At 45.9% G+C, this 1467-nt stretch carries 12 tRNA genes and 1 rRNA gene; all 13 read right to left on the reverse strand.

What is annotated here, in order from left to right:
- Positions 1–239: 239 nt before the first annotated feature.
- A tRNA-Leu gene (locus B9P78_RS09495) sits at positions 240–323 on the reverse strand.
- A 40-nt stretch (positions 324–363) separates the two neighbouring features.
- Positions 364–434 (reverse strand) — tRNA-Cys (locus tag B9P78_RS09500).
- A 9-nt stretch (positions 435–443) separates the two neighbouring features.
- Positions 444–515: transfer RNA gene (locus B9P78_RS09505), tRNA-Gln, on the reverse strand.
- 11 nt (positions 516–526) lie between these two features.
- Positions 527–599, reverse strand: a tRNA-His gene (locus B9P78_RS09510).
- A gap of 15 nt (positions 600–614) precedes the next feature.
- Positions 615–685, reverse strand: a tRNA-Trp gene (locus B9P78_RS09515).
- Positions 686–719: 34 nt separating this feature from the next.
- Positions 720–800 (reverse strand) — tRNA-Tyr (locus B9P78_RS09520).
- Positions 801–803: 3 nt separating this feature from the next.
- Positions 804–876: transfer RNA gene (locus B9P78_RS09525), tRNA-Phe, on the reverse strand.
- Positions 877–896: 20 nt separating this feature from the next.
- A tRNA-Asp gene (locus tag B9P78_RS09530) sits at positions 897–969 on the reverse strand.
- An 18-nt stretch (positions 970–987) separates the two neighbouring features.
- Positions 988–1059 (reverse strand) — tRNA-Val (locus tag B9P78_RS09535).
- 4 nt (positions 1060–1063) lie between these two features.
- Positions 1064–1135, reverse strand: a tRNA-Glu gene (locus tag B9P78_RS09540).
- A gap of 13 nt (positions 1136–1148) precedes the next feature.
- Positions 1149–1235, reverse strand: a tRNA-Ser gene (locus tag B9P78_RS09545).
- 22 nt (positions 1236–1257) lie between these two features.
- A tRNA-Asn gene (locus B9P78_RS09550) sits at positions 1258–1331 on the reverse strand.
- Between the two features lie 11 nt (positions 1332–1342).
- Positions 1343–1458: ribosomal RNA gene (gene rrf, locus B9P78_RS09555) — 5S ribosomal RNA — on the reverse strand.
- Positions 1459–1467: the final 9 nt, after the last annotated feature.

Raw genomic sequence — 1467 nt, forward strand, 5'->3', positions numbered from 1 at the left:
AAGGACAAAAAAGATAGTTCTTCTTTTATCAAATCTCATTTAAAATAAAAAAGAAACTCAAATCCATATAAAATGAATTTAAGTTTCTTGCTTAAATTAAGCTATCCACATTAAATGTCGAAGAGCCATAGATGAAAAGGCGCTTAGCCAATTCATATTTTCCCAAAACAAAAAAGACTCGAAACGTTAACTAATGAACGTTTCGAGTCTTTTATTTGATTGGTTATATCAACCATTAGTACCGGTGGCCGGGGTCGAACCGGCACGTCCGTGAGGACACTGGATTTTGAGTCCAGCGCGTCTGCCAATTCCGCCACACCGGCAAATCAATATATATGCGTATTTCTTGGTTAGAAGCGTGAAAGGCGGTAGTCGGATTTGAACCGGCGATCAAGCTTTTGCAGAGCCATGCCTTACCACTTGGCTATACCGCCATAATGCAACTGGGATAGCTGGATTCGAACCAACGCATGACAGAGTCAAAGTCTGTTGCCTTACCGCTTGGCTATATCCCAATAAAAAAAAGGGCGAGTGATGGGAATCGAACCCACGAGTGTCGGTGCCACAAACCGATGCGTTAACCACTTCGCCACACCCGCCAAAATATTAAAAAACAGGGACAGTAGGAATCGAACCCACAATGACGGTTTTGGAGACCGTAGTTATACCGTTTAACTATGTCCCTATCCAAGTAATATCCCTTAGTTTAAAAGAAATAATGGAGGGAGAAGGATTTGAACCTTCGAACCCGAAGGAACGGATTTACAGTCCGCTGCGTTTGGCCACTTCGCTATCCCTCCGTATGGTCCGAGACAGATTCGAACTGCCGACACCTTGAGCTTCAATCAAGTGCTCTACCAACTGAGCTATCAGACCATAATAATATTTTAAACTAACGGTCCCGACGGGAATCGAACCCGCGATCTCCTCCGTGACAGGGAGGCGTGATAACCGCTACACTACGGGACCAGGTATTAATAAGTGTTATGGAGGATGAGGGCTCGAACCCCCGACATCCTGCTTGTAAGGCAGACGCTCTCCCAGCTGAGCTAATCCTCCAAAATGACCCGTACGGGAATCGAACCCGTGATACCGCCGTGAAAGGGCGGTGTCTTAACCGCTTGACCAACGGGCCTTATCTGGTTTAACGGAGAGTAAGGGATTCGAACCCTTGAAACAGTTTCCTGTTTACACGATTTCCAATCGTGCTCCTTCGGCCTCTCGGACAACTCTCCATCAGGCAAGGTACTCTACCAACTCCGCAAGTAGGACTCGAACCTACGACATCTTGATTAACAGTCAAGCGCTACTACCAACTGAGCTATTGCGGAATATTTATATTGCATGGCAACGTCCTAGTCTCACAGGGGGAAACCCCCAACTACATTCGGCGCTAAGAAGCTTAACTTCTGTGTTCGAGATGGGAACAGGTGTGACCTTCTTGCCATCATTACCACACAATATTGT

Source organism: Aerococcus sp. 1KP-2016 (assembly GCF_002252085.1).
GTDB lineage: Bacteria > Bacillota > Bacilli > Lactobacillales > Aerococcaceae > Aerococcus.